The organism is Pseudomonas putida, from assembly GCA_041071465.1.
Lineage (GTDB): Bacteria > Pseudomonadota > Gammaproteobacteria > Pseudomonadales > Pseudomonadaceae > Aquipseudomonas > Aquipseudomonas putida_P.
Map to the genome: position 1 here is coordinate 5692841 of CP163498.1, position 19817 is coordinate 5712657.

Consider the following 19817-nt stretch of genomic DNA (forward strand, 5'->3'; position numbering starts at 1 on the left):
GCGGCTGGGGACGCGGTGGGCTGTGTTGCAGTTGTTCGGTTGACATGGCTGGCTCCTGGCCTGCGATTCAGGTGTTGGGCTCAGGCCGGATAAACCGGGAACAGCTTGCACAGTTCGCCCACCTGCCCCGCCACATGGGCCTCGACATCGGCATCACCAAGGTGGTCGAGGATGTCGCAGATCCAGGTCGCCAGGGCCCGGCATTCCGCTTCCTTGAAACCACGGGTCGTTACCGCCGGGGTGCCAATGCGCAGGCCCGACGTCACGAACGGCGACTGTGGGTCATTAGGCACGGCGTTCTTGTTCACCGTGATGTGCGCCCGGCCCAGCGCGGCGTCGGCGTCCTTGCCGGTGATGCCCTGGCGGATCAGGCTAAGCAGGAACAGGTGGTTGTCGGTGCCCCCGGAAACCACGTCGAAGCCCCGCTGCATGAAGACTTGCGCCATGGCCTGTGCGTTGTTGACGACCTGGCGCTGGTAGTCCTTGAAACCAGGTTCCAGGGCCTCCTTGAAGCACACCGCCTTGGCTGCGATCACATGCATCAGCGGCCCACCCTGCCCGCCTGGGAACACCGCCGAATTGAGCTTTTTCTCAAGCTCCGGGTCCGCCTTGGCCAGAATCAAGCCACCCCGTGGCCCGCGCAGGGTCTTGTGGGTGGTGGTGGTGACCACATCGGCATAAGGCAGCGGATTGGGGTACAGGCCTGCCGCCACCAAGCCGGCGACGTGGGCCATGTCAACGAACAGGTAGGCCCCGACCTTGTCGGCGATCTGCCGGAAACGCGGGAAGTCGAGGGTTTTCGAATAGGCCGAGAAGCCTGCCACGATCATCTTCGGCTGGTGCTCGACGGCCAGGCGCTCAACCTCGTCGTAGTCGATCAAGCCGTTGGCATCGATGCCGTATTGCACAGCGTTGTACAGCTTGCCCGAAGCCGACACCTTGGCGCCGTGGGTCAAGTGGCCGCCGTGCGCCAGGCTCATGCCCAGCAGGGTATCCCCGGCCTGCAGCAAGGCCAGGTAGACCGCGGCGTTGGCCTGCGAGCCTGAGTGCGGCTGGACGTTGGCGTAACCCGCGCCGAACAGTTGCCTGGCACGCTCGATGGCCAGTTGCTCGACCACGTCGACATGCTCGCAGCCACCGTAATAGCGCTTGCCTGGGTAGCCTTCGGCGTACTTGTTGGTCAGTTCGGTACCTTGGGCCTGCATCACCTGCGGGCTGGTGTAGTTTTCCGAGGCGATCAGCTCGATGTGGTCTTCCTGGCGTTGCACTTCGCGGCGAATGGCCTCGGACAGCGCAGGGTCGAAGTCAGACAGGGTCAGGCTTTTATGGAACATGGGGGTGATTCCTTTTGGTTAGATCGGCAAGTTCAGGCGTCTTGATAACTCGACAGCGGCGGGCAGGCGCAGGCCAGGTTGCGGTCGCCGTAGACGTTGTCCACGCGCCCCACGGGCGGCCAGTATTTGCTTTCGCGCAGGTCGGCAAGCGGGTACACCGCCAGCTCCCGGCTATAGCGGTGCGGCCATTCGCCCGCCAGCTCGCTGGCGGTATGCGGGGCGTTCTTCAATGGGTTGTCGAGTGCGTCCAGCGTGCCGTTTTCCACCGCACGGATTTCTTCGCGGATGCAGATCATCGCGGCGCAGAAGCGGTCCAGCTCCTCTTTCGACTCGCTCTCGGTCGGTTCGACCATCAGCGTGCCGGCTACCGGAAACGACATGGTCGGGGCATGGAAACCAAAATCGATCAGCCGTTTGGCTACGTCCTCGACGCCAATGCCGCTGCTGTCCTTGAGCGGGCGCAGGTCGAGGATGCATTCGTGGGCCACCAGGCCGTTGTCGCCGGTGTACAGCACCGGGTAATGCTCCTCCAGGCGCCGGGCAATGTAATTGGCACTCAGGATCGCCAGCTGCGAGGCACGCTTGAGCCCTGCCCCGCCCATCATGCGGATGTACATCCAGGTGATCGGCAGGATACTGGCGCTGCCATACGGCGCCGCACTGACCGCGCCCTGCTGCTTCTGCAAATGGCCATGCCCCGGCAGGAACGGTGCCAGATGCGCCTTGACCCCGATCGGACCAACCCCAGGGCCACCGCCCCCATGGGGAATACAAAAGGTCTTGTGCAGGTTCAGGTGCGACACGTCGCCACCGAATTTGCCCGGTGCACACAGGCCAACCATGGCATTCATGTTGGCGCCATCCAGGTAAACCTGGCCGCCGTGTGCATGAATGATGTCGCAGATGCGCGTGATGCCGTCTTCGAACACACCGTGGGTCGAGGGATAGGTAATCATCAAGGCCGCCAGCGTGTCTGTATGCTGCTCGGCCTTGCACTGCAGGTCGTCGATATCGACGTTGCCACGCGCGTCGCAGTTGACCACCACCACCCGCATGCCGGCCATCTGCGCCGTGGCCGGGTTGGTGCCATGGGCTGACGATGGAATCAGGCACACATCGCGCCCCGCCTGGCCACGGCTGGCGTGGTAGGCGCGAATGGCCAGCAGGCCAGCGTACTCGCCCTGGGACCCTGCGTTGGGTTGCAGCGACATGGCGTCATAACCGGTGGCCGCACACAGCATGGCTTCGAGCTCATCGGTCAACTGACGGTAGCCCAGCGCTTGCTCGGCCGGGCGAACGGGTGCAGGGCGGCGAACTCGGGCCAGGTGATCGGGATCATCTCGCTGGCCGCATTGAGCTTCATGGTGCACGACCCCAAGGCAATCATGCTGCGGTCCAGGGCCAGGTCTTTGTCACCCAGGCGCCGCAGGTAGCGCATCAGCTCGGTTTCCGAGTGGTAACGGTTGAACACCGGGTATTGCAGGAATGGCGTAGCGCGCAGCAGCGCCAGCGGCAGGCAGTCGGTGCCGTCGGCCGCCAGGGCGGCGTAATCCGGCAGCGTTTGCCCGGCCACCGCAAACACCTGCCACAGCGCCTCGACGCTGTCTTGCTCACAGGTTTCATCCAGTGAAAGGCCGACCCGCACCGAGTCGATCGGACGCAGGTTCAGTCTTGCGCTTTTAGCCGCGGCAAGCACATCGGCCACTGGCCCTGCAGTCACCACGGTAAAGGTGTCGAAGAAATGCGCCTGCTCCACACGATGCCCAAGCTGACGCAGCCCCTGCACCAGGATCGTGGTCAGGCGATGCACACGCCGAGCGATCTGGCTCAAGCCCTGAGGGCCGTGATACACCGCATACATGCTGGCGATGTTGGCCAGCAGTACCTGCGCGGTGCAGATGTTGCTGGTGGCCTTCTCGCGGCGGATGTGTTGCTCGCGGGTTTGCATGGCCAGGCGCAATGCCGGCTTGCCGAAGCGGTCGATGGATACCCCGACCAGCCGGCCAGGCATGTCGCGCTTGAACGCGTCACGGGTTGCAAAATAGGCCGCATGCGGGCCGCCGAAACCCAGCGGCACACCGAAGCGCTGGGCGCTGCCGATGACCACGTCGGCACCCAGCGCTCCCGGCGGGGTCAGCAACGTCAGTGCCAGCAGGTCTGCGCACACCGAAACCAGTGCGCCATCGGCATGGGCGCGCTGGATCAAGGCACGATGATCGACAATTTCGCCGGTACTGGCCGGGTACTGCAGCAGCAGGCCGAAATAGCCGTCGAGCGGCTGGCCATCCAGGGCCGCCTCGTCACCGATGACCACGTCGATCCCCAGTGGCTGGGCACGGGTACGCAACACATCCAGGGTTTGCGGGTGGCAATGACGGGAAGCAAAAAACGCCGGCGCCTTGTTTTTTGCCAGGCGCTTGCAGAAGGTCATGGCCTCGGCGGCAGCCGTGGCTTCATCGAGCAATGAGGCGTTGGCGATTTCCATCCCGCTCAGGTCGCTGACCAGGGTCTGAAAGTTCAGCAGCGCTTCCAGGCGCCCTTGGGAGATTTCTGGCTGATAGGGCGTATACGCGGTGTACCAGGCCGGGTTTTCCAGCAGGTTGCGCAAGATCGGTGTCGGGGTATGGCAGGGGTAATAACCCTGGCCGATATGGTTGCGGTACAGCTGGTTGTTGGCAGCAACGGCCTTGAGCGCGGCCAAGGCCTCTGCTTCGCCCAGCCCTGGGGTCAGCTCGAGCACATTGCTGCCCTTGATGCTGGCAGGGATGACGCTGTCGATCAGCGCGTCGAGCGATTCATGGCCGGTCAGCGCCAACATGGCCGCGATATCGTCTTCGCGCGGGCCAATGTGGCGGGCGACGAACTCATTATCGGTGCCCAGCGGGATGCGCGGTTTGTTCATGGCTGCCACCCCGGCTCAGGCGTTTTCGGCCAGGAAACGGTCATAGCCGTCCTGGTCCATCAGGCTATCGAGGTCGCCAGGGTTGCTGGCCTGGATGCGGAAGAACCAGCCGTCCTGCATTGGCGAGGCGTTGACCAGCTCTGGGTCGTCGGCCAGCGCCTGGTTGACGGCCACCACGGTGCCGGTCAAAGGCATGGTGATGTTGCTGGCGGCCTTCACCGACTCAAGCACCGCGACTTCATTGCCCTCGCCATACGCACCCGGCTCCGGCAGCTGTACGTACACCACGTCCCCCAATGCCGCCTGGGCATAGCTGGTAATACCGACGGTCAACTCGCCAGTCGCCTCCAGGCGCAGCCATTCGTGTTCGGGGTAAAACGCAGAGTGCTCATGGATTGTCCTCTCTTGTTATTGGGTAGGCCCCTTCGCGGGGCTGCCGGATACCAGAGCAAGAGCAATGCCAATCAGTATTTATTTATATTTATCAGGTGCTTATAGACGTATCGTAGTGTTTTCCCCTGCAGCGGAGCGTATTCGCTCCACTGCCTGAACCCTCTGCCTGCTTCTTTTGGGGCCGCCCATTGAATGCGCGCCTCACAGACAAACGGAGCGCTATCGCTCCAGCGGAGCGCATTCGCACCGAGCCGGTTACAAAGCCCGGCTGGCGATCCCGTACTTGCGCAGGCGCTGGCCGATGGCAGTGTGGGACGTCTGCAGACGCACGGCCAACTGCCGAGTCGAGGGGTAGCTCTCGTACAACTTTTCAAGCAAGGACTTTTCAAAGGCCTGAACGGCGGCTTCCAGGCTGATGATTTCGGCCCCGTCAGCCTGCTGACTGCTCAACGCGGTACCGGCCAGCTCCAGGTCATCGCAATCGATCACCTCGCCTTCGCTGATCGCCGCAGCGCGGAAAATCACGTTCTGCAACTGGCGCACGTTACCTGACCAGCGATTGCCCAGCAGCAGCGGATGGGTCGCCAACGCCAGACGGCATGGCGCACGCTGTATCTGCGCACAGGCCTGGCGCAGAAAGTGTTCGGCCAGCAGCAGGATGTCCTTGCCCCGCTCACGCAGCGGCGGCACCTTCAGGTTGAGCACGTTCAGCCGGTAGTACAGGTCTTCGCGAAAACTGCCCTCCATCACCATGCTCTCCAGATTGCGGTGGGTGGCACAGACCACGCGCACATTCACCCGCACTTCGTTGCCGCCCCCTACCCGGCGAAAACTGCCGTCATTGAGAAAGCGCAACAGCTTGGCCTGCAAGTACGGCGACATCTCGCCCACTTCATCGAGAAACACCGTTCCGCCGTCGGCCAGTTCCAGCAGGCCTGGCTTGCCGCCACGTTGGGCGCCGGTGAAGGCACCAGCGGCATAGCCGAACAGTTCGCTTTCAGCCAGGCTTTCGGGCAGTGCCGCGCAGTTCAGCGCCAGGAAAGACGTGTCGCGCCGGGCGCTGAGCGCATGGCAGGCGCGGGCCACCAGCTCCTTGCCGGTGCCGGTCTCGCCCTGGATCAGCAAGGGTGCCTCCAGGCTCGCCACTTTGTGCAAACGTGCCTTTAGCGCCTGCAGCACCGCCGACTCCCCCAACAACGCGCCCAGCCCGTCTGCGTTGTCATGCAGCAACGAGGCCAGGCGCTCGCCGATGCGGCTCGCCGGGTACAGGGTCAGCAGGCCACCGACCAGGCCATCGGCCCCGCCGCTGATGGGCGTAGCCTCCAACAGCAACGGTTGGTCCTGAAAGCTCACCTCGCACATCGGCAGGCGAAAGCCCTTGTCGATCAGGGTGCGGGCCAGGTTCGGCTCGGCAAACAATCTGTTCAACGGCTCCCCCGCCGGCTCGCGGCCCACCAGGCTGACCAGCGTCGGGTTGGCCAACAGCACATGGCCAGCGGGGTCCACAGCCAGCACCGGGTCACTCATGGCCGCCAGCAAGGCTTCCAGCTGCAGGCGCCGGCGGTGGCCAGGCAGGAAGTCGACCAGCGACACCTCCTGCACACCGTCCACACCCAACAGGGCTGCATACAGCTCATCCAGCACGGCCGGAGACAAAGTTGGGGCATCGATGTAGACGTTGGGCGGAATCATTTCCACCGCGTCCAGGTTGAGGTTGCGCGCCCCAAGCAGCGACAGGATTTCCTGAGTGATACCGACACGGTCGACGAAAGTGACGTGGATTCTCATCAAAGCTCCTTATCCAAAGCCCTGCCTGGCAGAAAGACAACAGGGGACAGCGCAATGGCGCCGTCCCCCTTGGGCAAAACGTGAGTGTGCCGATCAATCGGCGTCGAATGACAACTGCGCGGTCTCCTGTTTCTTCTGGCGAATGGAGCGGTACGCCAGCCCCAGCACGGCAAACCACACCGGCACCAGGTACAGGGCCATACGGGTGTCGGCTTCCAGGGCCAGCAATGCCAGGATGAAGGCGAAGAACGCCAGGCACACCCGGCACATGAAGGTACCGCCCGGCATTTTGTACTTCGACATCTGGTGCAACGGGTCGCGCTGCTTGCGGTACGCCAGGTACGACAGCAGGATGATCGACCAGACGAACATGAACAGCAGGGCCGACACCGTGGTGATGAGCGTGAAGGCATCGAGCATGTTCGGCACCAAGTAGATGACCAATGCCCCACCGGTCAGGCACACGCAGGAAAAGATCAGGCCATTGGAGGGCACGGCACGGCTGGACAGTGCGCTGAACTTGCCGGGCGCATCACCATCCACCGCCAGGCCATAGAGCATGCGGCTGGTGGAGAACACCCCGCTGTTGGCCGAGGACATGGCCGAGGTCAGCACCACGAAGTTGATGATGCCCGCAGCGGCGGGCAGGCCGGCCAGCACGAACAGTTCGACGAAGGGGCTCTTGTTGGCCACCACTTCGCGCCAGGGGGTCACGGCCATGATGGCGATGAGCGCCAGCACGTAGAAAACGATGATACGCACCGGAATCGAATTGATCGCCCGCGGCAGGTTGCGCTCCGGGTTCTTGGTTTCGGCCGCAGTGGTGCCAACCAGCTCGATGCCGACGAAGGCAAACACGGCGATCTGGAAGCCAGCGAAGAAGCCCATGGCGCCATGGGGGAACATCCCCCGTCGTTCCACAGGTTGGCCAGCGCGGCCGCATGCCCGGCCGGCGACTGGTACGCTGCCGCCACCATATAGAAGCCTGTGCAGACCAGGGCGCAAATAGCCACGATCTTGATCATGGCAAACCAAAACTCCATTTCCCCGAACATCTTCACCGTCATCAGGTTCAGCGTGAGCAACAGGCCAACGCACGCCAGCGCCGGTATCCACAACGGCATGTCCGGGAACCAGAATTGGGTATAGGCAGAGATCGCAATCACGTCGGCAATACCGGTGACGATCCAGCAGAACCAGTAAGTCCAGCCCGTAAAGAAGCCTGCCCACGGCCCTAACAGGTCGGCGGAAAAATCGATGAACGACTTGTAATTCAAGTTGGACAGCAACAGCTCGCCCATGGCCCGCATGACGAAGAACAGCATGAAGCCGATGATCATGTAGACAAAGATGATGGAAGGCCCGGCAAGGCTGATGGTCTTGCCAGAGCCCATGAACAGGCCGGTGCCGATGGCACCGCCGATGGCGATCAGCTGGATATGGCGGTTGGAAAGGTTGCGCTTGAGTTCGTGAGTATCGCCCTCAGGCGGGCAGTGACCGTGCGGCAAGTTATTCATTGTCATGTACCTTGCTAGTTTAATTGTTTTTATAACGTCACAAGTTCAACGCTCGAGACCGGATGAACAACTTTCAACGCCGATCGAGTGCAAGGTCGGGAGCAAGGTCTGTGCCAAGTGCAAATAGCGCTAGTTAGAGGGGGTTTATTGAGAGCACGGGTACTTCCTGTAAAGAAGTCACTCCATATATTCGTATCAATCAGGCGGTTTAACTGCCGGAGGCATCGGCAGCACTGCACTTGCCCGCCACGTATCGAAATCATTCCAATGGAGCGTATTCACTCCACAATCATCGACTGGCCTCTGTGGAAGCGGCCTTGGCCGCTCCCACGTTGACCCCATCAAGCGGATATTTAACGGATAGGCATCTCCCGCACGGGCTTGCGGCTACGCTGCTCCTCCTCCCAGCCCCCCACCAGGCCCACCGGTACATCGACCGGCGCCAGCGGCTGACGCCCGCGCACCAGGTCGGCTGCGCGCTCGGCCAGCATGATGGTCGGCGCGTTGAGGTTGCCGTTGGGCTCGCTCGGGAACACCGACGAGTCGATCACCCGCAGCCCCTGCAATCCACGCACGCGCAGCATTGAATCGACCACCGCCATCTCATCCTCACCCATACGACACGAGCCGCACGGGTGCATGGTGCTTTCCATGTTCGCGCGCACGAAGGCGTCGATTTCTTCGTCGGTCTGCACCTGCGGCCCGGGCGCCAGCTCCTCGCCACGGTAGCGGTCCATGGCCGGCTGGGCGATGATCTCGCGGGTCAGCCGTACGCACCGACGGAAACCTTCGCGGTCCTCTTCGCTCTCCAGGTAGTTGAAGCGGATTTGCGGATGCTGGTACGGGTCGGCCGACAACGCCCGCACATGGCCTCGGCTCTTGGGCTTGTTGGGCCCGGTCAGCACCATGAAACCATGGCCTTTGAACGGTTTGTCGCCGTCGTAGCGCATGGCCGCCGGCAGGAAGTGGAACTGGATGTCCGGCCAGCGCAAGCCCTTGGACGAGCGGATGAAACCGCCGGCTTCGAAGTGGTTGCTGGCCCCCAGCCCGTCCTTGAACAGCAGCCAGCGCAAGCCGATCATGGCCTTGCCCAGCAGGTTCATCTTGCCGTTGAGGGTCACCGGTTGCTTGCACGCATACTGGATGTAGATTTCCGAGTGGTCCTGCAGGTTCTCGCCCACCCCCGGCAGGTCGTGGCGCACCTCAATGCCGGCGCTTTTCAGCACCGCCGCTGGGCCGATGCCAGAGCGCTGCAGTAAATGCGGTGAGCCGATCGGGCCGGACGCCACCAGCACTTCCCGGTTGCACATGACCTTGTGCGTCTGCCCGCCATGGTCATATTCCACGCCCACCGCCCGCTTGCCATCGAGCAGGATACGCCGGGTCATGGCATGGGTGATCACGGTCAGGTTCGGCCGGGTCATCGCCGGGCGCAGGTAGGCATTGGCGGTGGACCAGCGCACACCGTCCTTCACCGTCATGTGCATGGCACCAAAGCCTTCCTGCATGTAACCGTTGCAGTCATCGGTCTTGATGTAGCCGGCTTCGGCGCCCGCCTCGACCCAGGCACCATACAGCGGGTTCTGCATATTGTTGCCGTTGTTGGTCGACAGCGGCCCGGCGCCGCCCCGGTAGTCGTCGCCACCGAACTTGTACTGCTCGGCACGTTTGAAGTACGGCAGGCAGTTGCGGTAGCTCCAGTTTTTCGCGCCGAGGCTTTCCCACTCATCGAAATCACAGGCATGGCCGCGGATGTAGACCAGGCCATTGATCGACGACGAGCCGCCCAGCACCTTGCCCCGAGGGCAATGCAGGCGCCGGTTGTCCAGATGCGGCTCGGCCACGGTCTCGTAGTGCCAGTTGTATTTCTTGGTGTTCATCGGCAAGGAGAACGCACTGGGCATCTGGATCAGCACGCTGCGGTCGCTGCCACCGAACTCCAGTACCAGCACCGAGGTACCGGCGTCTTCGCTGAGGCGGTTGGCCAACACGCAGCCGGCAGAGCCCGCACCGATGATGATGTAGTCGTATCGCTTGGTCATTGTTCTAGTCCTGTGCGCGAAGGCCGACGGCCTCGATGTTGCGTTCGTTACGCTTTGGATAGCCGCCCCAACCCAGGCGCGCGGCCAGCAGTCGGGTCAAGCCGTAATGCACCAGCCCGGCCAGCAGGCAGGACGGTAGCGAGGCCGTGGCGAAGGTGAAGAAGTTGGTATGGGCCAGGGTCTGCGGGTTGAACACCACCACATAGATCGCAAAGCCCGCCACCAGCGCCACCAGCGCAATGGGGTTGAAGCCTTTGCAGTAGCGCAGGGGTGATACGCTTGGTTCGGCGTAGAGCTGGCGCAGGTTCAAGCGCTGCTTGCGAAGGAAGAAGTAATCGGCGATGCCAATGCCGGCCAGGGCGCTGTTGAGTGCGGAGGTCCACACCAAAAAGATGAAGAAGCCATCGTAGATACCCGGCAGCAGCACCACGATCACCACCGGGATGATGCAGAACAGCGAGATCAATACCCCCCAGCCCATGCTGCGCAGCCGTTCCCCGGCCAGCTGACGCAGGCCGATCACCGCCGTGTAGAGGATGTTGACCATGCCGGTCAGGTTGGCCAGCGCCAGGAAACTCAGGGCGATGATGCCAAAGCCCATGCCACCGGCCAGGCGCATCCAGGCGGTAGGGTCGCTGCTGCCCAGGGTGGTGGCGGCGAACAGGCTGACCGACTCGCCCAGTGAAGCGGCACCGAAGATGCCCACCAGGTTGGGCCAGAAGGCGGTACGCTGGTTGCTGCACAGGCGCGACAGGTTGCCGATGTAGGGCCACCAGGAAAAGCCCGCGGCAATGTTGATTTCCACCGCGACCATGAAGTTGACGTGCGGGTTCTCGAACGGTGGCTGCAAGGGCGGCATGGCCAGCAGCTGGTCAAGGCTGTAGCGGCGCGAAATGAAGTACATCAGCGCCAGCATGATCAGGATCAGGCTGGGCGCGATCACCGCACTCAGGCGGCGGATCATGTCTGGCCCGCGCATGGCGACCAGCGCTGCCAGCACAATGGCCAGCAACGCCCCGCCGGTCACCAGCCAACCGTCGCCGCTGGGTTGGGCCTGGTGCACCAGGGTCTGCAGGTTGTCCAGCGCCCGCCCGCACATCAGCCCCAGCACCGCCAGCCAACCCATGGTCAGCACCACCACCGAGAGGAAGTAGACCAGGCGGCTGCCATTGAGGCCGAACATGCTGCGCAGGAAGGTGAACTGCTCGACACCGTACTTGCCGCAGGGCAGGCAGGTGGACGAGGCTGCCAGGACCACGCCGATGATGTTGCCGATGATGATCGCCGCAATCCCTTGCAAGGGGCCGACGAACAGCGCCGTGGCACCGCCGATCAGGAACACCCAGGTAGCCACCGCCAGCGCCGAGTTGGCGTAGGCAAAGCCCCAAAAACCCCACACCCGCTCACTGGGCAGCAAGGGGGTGTCACCACGTTCCGCACCCAGGCGAAACTCCTGCTCACGGGAAGCACTCATGGGTGGCCTCCCAGGTAGTACGCGCCAGCGATCATCACCAGCACCAGCAAAGCGAGTGCGACCACATCTGCCGCCGTCAGGGCGCCCGGCCAATGCGCCCTCCTCTCCAGTTCCTCATAGGCGCACAGGCGCCTTTCCAGGTCTTGCGCACGCTCTACATCCACTTGGCTGTTCATCGGCATCACCTCTACAGGTTCTTGTTCTTGAAATTCGATGCTTGATTGAACCCGCGTCGCTCGCCAAACCTCAGCGACGCAGGCCGGCCCTGAACCTCAGGGCAAGGTGATCCACACCGCCTTGGTCTCCAGCAGAAACTCCAGTTGTTCCGCGCCCAGGTCCTTGCCGTAGCCGGACTGTTTGTAGCCACCGAACGGCATGGCCGGGTCGAGGGTACTGTGGGCATTGACGTATACGGTGCCGGCGCGAAGCTGCGGGATCAGCCCATGCACCTTGCCCAGGTCGTTGGAGTAGATCGCCGCTGCCAGACCAAACAGCGAGTCGTTGGCAAGCTGCAGTGCCTCCTCCTGGCTGTCGAACGGCTGAGTGACCAGCACAGGGCCGAAGATCTCCTCGCTGACGATGCGCATGTCATTGCGGCAATGGGCGAAGATCGTCGGCTGCACGTAGAAGCCGGGGCCGTCGAGCAGCTCGCCACCATAGTGCACCTGCGCGCCTTCGGCCTTACCCAGGGCGATATAGTCCAGCACGCGCCGCTGCTGTTGCTGCGACACCATCGGGCTGATGAAGCAATCGGGGTCAAGCCCTGGGGCAATCTTCAACGTCGCCGTGTAGCGTGCCAACGCGTCGAGAAATGCCGGATAGACACTGCGCTCTACATACGCACGGGTACCGGCATCACACACCTGCCCAGAGTTGAAGAACACCCCATTGGCCACGGCTTGCGCCGCCGCCTCGATGTCCGCGTCGGCAAACACGATCACCGGTGACTTGCCACCCAGTTCGAGGGTAAGGCGCTTCATCTGGTCCATCGCCGTCTTGCCCACCGCACACCCCACTGGGGTAGAGCCGGTAAAGCTCAGCTTGTCGATGCCTGGGTGGCTGGACATCGCCTGGCCGACCACGCTGCCGCGCCCGGTCACGATGTTCACCACGCCATCGGGAATACCTGCCGCCTGTACCAGCTCGGCAAAGCGCAGCGCCGACAGCGAGGTCAGCTCTGCCGGTTTGACCACTACGGTGCAGCCGGTGGCCAGCGCCGCGCCCAGTTTCCAGGCCATGGTCTGCAGGGGGAAGTTCCACGGCACGATGGCGCCGACCACTCCCACCGCCTCCTTGCGGGTATACGCCAGGTAATTGCCAGGCAGCGAAGGCTCGACCGTGCGGCCGTGGATCTTGCTGGCCCAGCCGGCGAAATAGCGCAGGGTATCGACCGTGCCCTGGATGTCGACTGCGCGCGCCTGCACCACCGACTTGCCCATGTCGATGGCTTCGATCTGCGCCAATTCGTCGCCGTGGGTTTCGATCAAGTCGGCCAGGCGATGAATCAGGCGCTCGCGCTCCAGCGGCTTCAGCTGGCGCCAGGCACCACCGTCGAACTGCGCGCGCGCGGCGCACACGGCACGGTCGAGGTCATCTGCGGTGCCCATGGGGATGCGTGTCAGTACCCCTTCGGTGGAGGGCTCGATGACCTCGGCGGTACCTCCGTCGCTGGCCTCCAGCCAGGCACCGCCGATGAACATGCGCTGCGGCTTGCTGAGAAAACGCTGGGTCGCCTCGGAAACGCCAAAGGCCTGCAAGTAGGCTTTAACCTTGTTGTCCACAGTACAGTCTCCGGGTCAGCGGGCGTTGGCGCGCGCGTGGAAGATGAAGCCGATGCTGTTCATCAGCAATTGTGCGGCCAGGATCGAGGTCATGCCGGTGGGGTCGTAGGCCGGGGCCACTTCGACCAGGTCCATGCCGACGATGCGGCCATGGCTGCGCCGGGCCAGGGCCTGGATGATCTCCAGCACTTCGTAGTACAAGAATCCGCCATGGCTCGGCGTGCCAGTGCCCGGGGCGATGGACGGGTCGAAGCCGTCGATGTCGATGGTGATGTAGTAGTTGCGGCCTTCAGGAATTTTCGCCAGCACGCCCTCGCAGCCCAACCGACGTACGTCACGCACCGAAAGAATCTGCGAACCGGCGTCACGCGCGGCGTCGTAGTCGTCGCGGTTGGATGAGGACACGTTGCGGATGCCCATTTGGGTCATGCCAACGATGTGCTCCAGCTCCGATGCGCGGCGCAGCGGGCTGCCGTGGCCGTAGCGCACGCCGTGGCGCTCGTCGACGAAATCCAGGTGGGCGTCGAAATGCACGATGTGGATCGGCCCATGGCCTTCGAACGCCTTGATCACCGGGGCATGCACCGAATGGTCACCGCCCAGCACCACCGGCATCGCCCCCGCCGCAAGAATCTGCCGCACGGCCGACTCGATGTTGGCGTTACTGCTGGCCATGTCGGTGTGCACGATGTCGGCGTCGCCCACATCGACCATGCGCACCTGGTCTTCGGTCAGGTAGGTGGCGTCATCTTCGAAGTCATAGGCACCGGCATGGCCGAAGGAAAACAAGGTCGATGCCTCACGAATGCCGCGCGGCCCAAAACGCGCACCCGAACGCCACTGGGTGCCCATGTCGTTGGGTGCCCCCAAAATCGCCACATCGGCGTCGATTGCCGCCCAGTCGGTGCATACCGGCGCCTTGGCGAACGTGCAATGGCCCACGAAGGGCAGGTTCAGGCGGCCAGACTCGTAACCGTGCTTTGCCATGTTCTGCTTTCTCCACTTGTTGTTCTATGTCAGGAGACGGGGCGACTGCTCGACCACCGTTGCAGCCACTATGGCAACCGGGTTGGCGGGGAAAAATGCGCAAGTGCAGATACATACATCGCCATAGCCCGAAGTATTGGCAGGCAGCGAGTCCAGAAAATGCCAGGCATTGCAGTGGCGAGGCGCTCATGTTTAGCTTGCGCAACAAGAACAATACATGGGCGCTCATATCAGCACTGGCGATGTGAGGCTCTGCCGGGAGGCTACGGTGATCCAGCTCCACGATGTCGACCTGAAGCTGCTCAGGGTATTCACCACTATCGTCCGGTGCGGCGGCTTTTCCGCAGCGCAAGCGGCGCTCAATGCCGGGCAGTCGACCATCAGCGAACAGATGTCGCACCTGGAAACCCGCCTGGGGGTCAGGCTTTGCCAGCGCGGGCGCAGTGGCTTTCGCCTGACCGAGCAAGGGGTGGCAATCCATGAGGCAACCCTGCGCCTGCTCAGTGCCGTGGAGAGCTTTTGCCTGGACGCCGACGTGCTCAAGCAGCACATCAGCGGCAAGCTCAACCTGGGCATCATCGACTCCACCCTGACCGACCCCGTCTCGCCACTGCCGCGCACCACCCAACGCTTCGTTTCACGTGGGCATGATGCCCACCTGCACATCTACATCGGTGCCCCGGCAGAACTTGAAGAGCGCGTGCTGGACGGCAGGCTGCACCTGGCAATCGGCCATTTTCCCTTGCGCGTCGCCGGGCTGTCCTACCTGCCGCTTTATGACGAGGCGCTTGGCCTGTACTGCGGCAGGCGTCACCCGCTGTTTGCCAGCAATGCGGGCAACGGCCGACTGATGGAGGACGTGCGCCAAAGCCGTATCGTGGTGCGCGGCTACATGCAGCAGTACGACCTGGAGCAGTTGGGCATCACCAAGGCCGATGCGACGGTGGAGAACATCGAGGCAGCGGCGATCCTGATCATTTCCGGGGCCTATATCGGCTTTTTGCCCGTGCACTTTGCCGAGCAATGGGTCAAGACCGGCGAAATGCGCCGCCTGGGGGCCAACACGCTGGACCTCAGCTCGCCCTTCGATGTGGCTACCCGGCGCGGTGTGTCGCGCCCGCCTATCCTGCAGGCCTTTCTGGAGGATTTGGCTGCCTGTACCGTGAGGACGGCCTCTCATCTCGACGCCGTCTAGAAATGTCTTTGAGCAATGTCTTCAGCAAATACGTAGTCACTCTGAAATGCTCATCCTCCTGACGAACCTTGCACCAGGTTTTGGACTGATCTTTTCGTTGTTGAAATTTACGCTGTCACCGGCGCGCAGCGCACCGAGATCATGCCGGAGGCAATATCGACTGCAATGTGGAAGGTGCCCGGTTCATGCTTGGCTGAATACCGTTCAGGCGTGGCATCTGAATTGAACATGAGCAGCTTGTAGCGTGCGGCAGCGCCGCCTTGACGTAACTTGCGCAGGGCGCTGGCCTTTTTGCCTTGGAAGAACGACGGCGCGACATTGAAGGCCTCGCCAATCAGCGTTTCGCTGGGGGAGGAGGCGCGAATGTCGAAGCCGTTCTTGTCTTCATTTCCAAACTCCACCGTGTATTCGGTGAACGGGAATGTTTTTTCTCTAAGCAGGCCAGCGATGCCATTGAGGATCACCAGGTCGGACATGATTCGGTTGGCAGCTTCAAAGAGGGTGACCTGCGGGTAGGGGCCGGCCCCCACCTTATCCCGCTTGATCGAAGTCAATAGCTGAACACCGTGCTTGCCTTGAATTGACGCCCCCAGGCAATCAAGGCTCTGTTCAAACTCACTCTTGATGGCGTGTATGTTTTCGGCGTTCAGCGTTCTTATTGGTTGACGCATGGGTGTCCCTGGCAAACGAAAGATTGGAAATAGCGCCAGCCTTGCGCAAACGCTACAAAGGTGACCGCCATTATTGTGCCACCGCTGTATTCGTCAGTGCCATCCATCAGGTGCCAGGTCCATAAGCCATTACCTCCGAAGCTTGCTCCCGAGCGCTCTGGCAAGTAATACCGCCCTCTTCGCAGGTGACACCGGACAGCCTGCTCGCTGCACGCCCCAACGCGGGTCAAAACCCATAAGCGGATTCAAAGTGCCCTTTTTTGATGCACGTCTTCTTCCAGCCAGGTGTTGCTTGTTTGGGGCCGAGGCGAACACCGCCGTGTACTGGCAACCTGAAGCAGCACCTATTTGCTGTTTTCGCGCCCGTTCCACTCTATTTCGGAACGCCACAGGCCTTTAGGCACCTTCATTGCAAAGGCAATTGTGCGCATGACGCATAGACGATCACTTGCAACCGAGGCTCACAGCACCCACCGACCCAGCAAGGCAGCACCCTGTAGAACCCAGAAAAACAGCAATGAAGCTGCCGGCGACGGCGGCAAGGAGTGGGTATGTCCCGGGCTTTTTTCAATGAAATGTACGAAGCGAACGGCAGTTGCCGCCCGCATTACCAGGAGTTCGCCCGCTGGCTGGCCAACACCCCGCTGGAGCTGTTGGAGCAGCGCCGGCGCGAGGCCGATCTGCTGTTCCACCGCGCTGGCATCACCTTCACCTTGTACGGCGACAAACAGGACACCGAACGCCTGATCCCCTTCGATATCATCCCGCGCAGCATCCGCGCCAGCGAATGGCGCACGGTCGAGCGTGGCTGTATCCAGCGGGTGCAGGCGCTGAACCTGTTCCTGCAGGACATCTACCACGACCAGCGCATCCTCAAGGCCGGCATCATCCCGCCAGAGCAAGTACTGGCCAACGAGGGCTACCAGATCGCCATGCAGGGCCTGGACCTGCACCGTGGGCTGTATGCCCATATCGCCGGGGTCGACCTGGTGCGGGACGGCGATGGCAGCTACTTCGTGCTGGAAGACAACCTGCGCACCCCCAGCGGCGTCAGCTACATGCTCGAAGACCGCAAGATGATGATGCGCCTGTTCCCCGAACTGTTTGCCGCGCAGCGTATCGCGCCCATCGACCACTACCCCAACCTGCTGCTGGACACACTCAAGAGCGCCAGCCCACTGGACAACCCCACTGCCGTGCTGCTCACCCCTGGCCGGTTCAACAGCGCCTACTTCGAGCATGCCTTTCTGGCCCGGGAAATGGGTATCGAGCTGGTCGAAGGCGCTGACCTGTTCGTGCGTGACGAGCATGTCTACATGCGCACCACCGCCGGCCCACAACAAGTGGACGTGATCTACCGGCGCCTGGACGACGACTACCTCGACCCGCTGTCTTTCAACCCGGAATCGACACTGGGCGTACCGGGGCTGATCTCGGTGTACCGTGCCGGCAATGTGGTGCTGGCCAACGCAGTGGGCACGGGCGTGGCCGACGACAAGTCGATCTACCCGTATGTCGACGACATGATCCGCTTCTACCTGAGCGAAGAGCCGATCCTCAACAACGTGCCGACCTGGCAATGCCGCAAGCCGGCGGACCTGTCCCATGTGCTGGCCCACCTGCCCAAACTGGTGGTCAAGGAAACCCAAGGCTCCGGCGGCTATGGCATGTTGGTCGGGCCGGCGTCGACTGCAGCCCAGATCGAGGACTTTCGTGCGCGCATCAAAGCCCGCCCGCACGCCTATATCGCGCAACCCACCTTGTGCCTTTCAACCTGCCCGACCTTCGTCGACAGTGGCATCGCACCGCGCCACATCGACCTGCGCCCGTTCGTGCTATCGGGCAGTGAAACGCGCCTGGTGCCCGGCGGCCTGACCCGCGTGGCATTGCAGGAAGGCTCGCTGGTGGTCAACTCGTCGCAGGGCGGCGGTACCAAGGACACCTGGGTGGTGGAGGACTGAACCATGCTTTCGCGAACCGCTTCGGACCTGTACTGGATGTCCCGCTACCTGGAACGTGCAGAAAACCTCGCGCGCATGCTTGAGGTCAGCTATTCGCTGTCGCTGATGCCACAGGCTGGGCGCAGCGACGGCCATGCCGAGCTGGCGATGTCGCTGTTGGCCTCCGGCACACTGGACGACTACATCCGCCGGCACACCGAGCTCGACACCGAGCGCATGCTGCACTTCTTCGCCCTCGACGCGACCAACCCCAGCAGTATCTATTGCTGCCTGCAGGCCGCCAGGACCAATGCCCATGCGGTGCGCGGCCGGATCACCGCCGACATGTGGGAGAACATCAATGCCACCTGGATCGAAATGCGCAACATCGCCAGCAATGGCCTTGGCCGCTATGGCATCAGCCAGTTCTGCGACTGGGTCAAGGAGCGCTCGCACCTGTTCCGTGGCGCGACCTCCGGCACCATCATGCGCAACGACGCCTACAGTTTCATCCGCCTGGGGACCTTCCTGGAACGGGCGGACAACACCCTGCGCCTGCTCGATGCGCGCTACGAAATGTTCGGCGAGGCTTCCGAAGAGGTCAGCGACAGCTCCGCCCGCGGTTATTACCAATGGAGCGCCCTGCTGCGGGCGCTGACCTCGTATGAAGCCTTCAACGAGCTGTATCGCGCGGCGCCCAGTGCCCGGCCGGTGTCCGAGCTGCTGTTGTTGCGGGTGGACGTGCCGCGCTCGCTGCATGCCTGCATCGAGGAGCTGGACCTGATTCTGGCCGGCCTGCCCGGCAGCAGTGGGCGCGCCGCCCAGCGCATGGCCGCCGAACTCAATGCGCGCCTGCGCTACACCGCCATCGACGAAGTCCTCGACGCAGGCTTGCACGCCTGGTTGACCGACTTCATCGGCCGCGTCAACCAACTGGGCCAGGCGGTCCATCACTCCTACCTGGAGGTTGTATGAAACTGTGCATTCGCCACGACACTACCTACAGCTACGCCAGCGACGTCAGCAACAGCATTCAGTTCCTGCGCCTGACGCCACGCAGCAGCGAACGCCAACGCATCGATGATTGGCAACTGGTCCTTCCCAGCAAGGTCAAGAGCCAGATCGACCCGTACGGCAACATCCTGCATGTGCTGACCCTGGACAAACCCCACGGGCACCTTGCACTGACTGCCAGTGGCCAGGTAGAGATCGACCCGGATTGCGAGCAGGAGGGCGAAAGCCAGTCGCCTCTGCCCTTCCTGCGTGACAGCCGACTGACTCAAGCCGATGACACACTCAAGGCCTTCGCCAACCGGCAGTGCGGCAAGCATCGCGACCGGGGGGCATTGACGGGGCTGATGCAAGGCCTGGCCGAGCACATGCCCTACAGCCCTGGGGCCACCTCGGTGGGCACCACAGCCATCGAAGCGTTCAGGGGTGGCGCTGGCGTGTGCCAGGACCACACCCATGCCTTCCTGGCCTGCGCACGCAGCCTGGGGGTGCCGGCACGCTACGTTTCCGGTTACCTGTGCACCGAGGACGAGCAGCATCTGGCCAGCCACGCCTGGGCCGAAGCGTGGATCAACGACGCCTGGTTCAGCTTCGACGTCACCAACCGCCTGACGCGCCCAGAACGTCACCTGAAGCTGGCAGTTGGCCTGGACTACCTCGATGCCTGCCCAGTCAGGGGGGTGCGCCGTGGCGGCGGCGTCGAATCGATGCAGGCCAACGTCCACGTTCATCGCCAGTGACAGGTTGGCTGCAGGCAGGTCTTGTCGCGCGAGCGCGGCAAG

General features: G+C 62.7%; 12 protein-coding genes and 3 pseudogenes. 4 read left to right on the forward strand and 11 right to left on the reverse strand.

Annotated features, from left to right (window positions below; translation table 11 throughout):
* Window positions 1–80: 80 nt before the first annotated feature.
* The 10 genes and pseudogenes from glyA to speB form a co-directional block, all read right to left on the reverse strand.
* Window positions 81–1334, reverse strand: a complete 1254-nt coding sequence (gene glyA, locus AB5975_26140) for a serine hydroxymethyltransferase (GenBank protein XDR19914.1) — start codon at window positions 1332–1334, stop codon at window positions 81–83.
* 32 nt (window positions 1335–1366) lie between these two features.
* A pseudogene (gene gcvP, locus AB5975_26145) lies at window positions 1367–4236 on the reverse strand (aminomethyl-transferring glycine dehydrogenase).
* A gap of 15 nt (window positions 4237–4251) precedes the next feature.
* A pseudogene (gene gcvH / locus AB5975_26150) lies at window positions 4252–4628 on the reverse strand (glycine cleavage system protein GcvH).
* A gap of 256 nt (window positions 4629–4884) precedes the next feature.
* Complete coding sequence (locus AB5975_26155) at window positions 4885–6417, reverse strand: sigma 54-interacting transcriptional regulator (GenBank protein XDR19915.1); 1533 nt, start codon at window positions 6415–6417, stop codon at window positions 4885–4887.
* Between the two features lie 93 nt (window positions 6418–6510).
* A pseudogene (gene cycA, locus AB5975_26160) lies at window positions 6511–7934 on the reverse strand (D-serine/D-alanine/glycine transporter).
* A gap of 353 nt (window positions 7935–8287) precedes the next feature.
* The gene (gene betA / locus AB5975_26165) at window positions 8288–9976 is read right to left on the reverse strand and encodes a choline dehydrogenase (GenBank protein XDR19916.1); all 1689 of its coding nucleotides are present in this window, start codon (window positions 9974–9976) and stop codon (window positions 8288–8290) included.
* Between the two features lie 4 nt (window positions 9977–9980).
* Window positions 9981–11450: a cytosine permease gene (locus AB5975_26170; protein XDR19917.1), complete on the reverse strand. Its 1470-nt coding sequence runs from the start codon at window positions 11448–11450 to the stop codon at window positions 9981–9983.
* Window positions 11447–11626, reverse strand: a complete 180-nt coding sequence (locus AB5975_26175) for a hypothetical protein (protein XDR19918.1) — start codon at window positions 11624–11626, stop codon at window positions 11447–11449. The genes AB5975_26170 and AB5975_26175 overlap by 4 nt, the downstream gene beginning before the upstream one ends.
* A gap of 96 nt (window positions 11627–11722) precedes the next feature.
* Window positions 11723–13231, reverse strand: a complete 1509-nt coding sequence (locus AB5975_26180) for an aldehyde dehydrogenase (GenBank protein XDR19919.1) — start codon at window positions 13229–13231, stop codon at window positions 11723–11725.
* A 15-nt stretch (window positions 13232–13246) separates the two neighbouring features.
* Window positions 13247–14218 carry an agmatinase gene (gene speB, locus AB5975_26185; GenBank protein ID XDR19920.1) on the reverse strand — a complete coding sequence of 324 codons (972 nt, stop codon included), beginning with the start codon at window positions 14216–14218 and terminating at the stop codon, window positions 13247–13249.
* A 268-nt stretch (window positions 14219–14486) separates the two neighbouring features.
* Between speB and AB5975_26190 the strand changes: the two genes are divergently transcribed.
* On the forward strand, window positions 14487–15413 hold the full coding sequence (locus tag AB5975_26190; protein XDR19921.1) for a LysR family transcriptional regulator: 927 nt from the start codon (window positions 14487–14489) through the stop codon (window positions 15411–15413).
* A 107-nt stretch (window positions 15414–15520) separates the two neighbouring features.
* Here the strand turns inward: AB5975_26190 and AB5975_26195 are convergent, their stop codons facing one another.
* Window positions 15521–16084, reverse strand: coding sequence for a hypothetical protein (locus AB5975_26195; protein ID XDR19922.1), 564 nt, complete (start codon window positions 16082–16084; stop codon window positions 15521–15523).
* A 551-nt stretch (window positions 16085–16635) separates the two neighbouring features.
* Between AB5975_26195 and AB5975_26200 the strand changes: the two genes are divergently transcribed.
* The 3 genes from AB5975_26200 to AB5975_26210 are packed head-to-tail and all read left to right on the forward strand — an operon-like array spanning window position 16636 to window position 19775.
* A complete protein-coding gene (locus AB5975_26200) occupies window positions 16636–18045 on the forward strand; it encodes a circularly permuted type 2 ATP-grasp protein (GenBank protein XDR19923.1) in 1410 nt (469 codons plus the stop codon).
* Window positions 18046–18048: 3 nt separating this feature from the next.
* Window positions 18049–18999, forward strand: coding sequence for an alpha-E domain-containing protein (locus AB5975_26205; protein ID XDR19924.1), 951 nt, complete (start codon window positions 18049–18051; stop codon window positions 18997–18999).
* The gene (locus AB5975_26210; protein ID XDR19925.1) at window positions 18996–19775 is read left to right on the forward strand and encodes a transglutaminase domain-containing protein; all 780 of its coding nucleotides are present in this window, start codon (window positions 18996–18998) and stop codon (window positions 19773–19775) included. The genes AB5975_26205 and AB5975_26210 overlap by 4 nt, the downstream gene beginning before the upstream one ends.
* Window positions 19776–19817: the final 42 nt, after the last annotated feature.

Coding starts and splice junctions, on each gene's coding strand:
- betA (XDR19916.1), bottom strand. CDS start 9,976: ATGACCAAGCGATACGACTACATCATCATCGGTGCGGGCTCTGCCGGC.
- speB (XDR19920.1), bottom strand. CDS start 14,218: ATGGCAAAGCACGGTTACGAGTCTGGCCGCCTGAACCTGCCCTTCGTG.
- AB5975_26210 (XDR19925.1), top strand. CDS start 18,996: ATGAAACTGTGCATTCGCCACGACACTACCTACAGCTACGCCAGCGAC.
- AB5975_26200 (XDR19923.1), top strand. CDS start 16,636: ATGTCCCGGGCTTTTTTCAATGAAATGTACGAAGCGAACGGCAGTTGC.
- AB5975_26155 (XDR19915.1), bottom strand. CDS start 6,417: ATGAGAATCCACGTCACTTTCGTCGACCGTGTCGGTATCACTCAGGAA.
- glyA (XDR19914.1), bottom strand. CDS start 1,334: ATGTTCCATAAAAGCCTGACCCTGTCTGACTTCGACCCTGCGCTGTCC.
- AB5975_26175 (XDR19918.1), bottom strand. CDS start 11,626: ATGAACAGCCAAGTGGATGTAGAGCGTGCGCAAGACCTGGAAAGGCGC.
- AB5975_26195 (XDR19922.1), bottom strand. CDS start 16,084: ATGCGTCAACCAATAAGAACGCTGAACGCCGAAAACATACACGCCATC.
- AB5975_26170 (XDR19917.1), bottom strand. CDS start 11,450: ATGAGTGCTTCCCGTGAGCAGGAGTTTCGCCTGGGTGCGGAACGTGGT.
- AB5975_26205 (XDR19924.1), top strand. CDS start 18,049: ATGCTTTCGCGAACCGCTTCGGACCTGTACTGGATGTCCCGCTACCTG.